Consider the following 244-nt stretch of genomic DNA (forward strand, 5'->3'; position numbering starts at 1 on the left):
ACAAGATCAAGATCGCCTCGATGGTCGATGAACACACCCGGATGTCGTTGCTGAACATCGTCGATCGCTCGATCACCGCGGAGCGGTTGATCGAGGAGCTTGAGAAGGTTTTCGCGATCTGGGGTGGCCCGCCGATGGTGCTGCGTATGGACAACGGCCCCGAGTTCATTTCAGAGGCCCTCCGAGCGTTCTGTGCAGGGTCGGTGGGGATCTCCTACATTCCGCCCGGCACACCGTGGAACAA

General features: G+C 59.4%; 1 protein-coding gene. It reads left to right on the forward strand.

Annotation, left to right across the window (positions count from 1 at the left end; translation table 11 throughout):
• Positions 1-20: 20 nt before the first annotated feature.
• On the forward strand, positions 21-244 hold a 224-nt coding region (locus GOOTI_RS21070), incomplete at its 3' end, for an integrase catalytic domain-containing protein (RefSeq protein ID WP_083835983.1).

Origin of the sequence: Gordonia otitidis NBRC 100426, assembly GCF_000248075.1 — a bacterium.
In the GTDB taxonomy this organism is placed as follows: domain Bacteria; phylum Actinomycetota; class Actinomycetes; order Mycobacteriales; family Mycobacteriaceae; genus Gordonia; species Gordonia otitidis.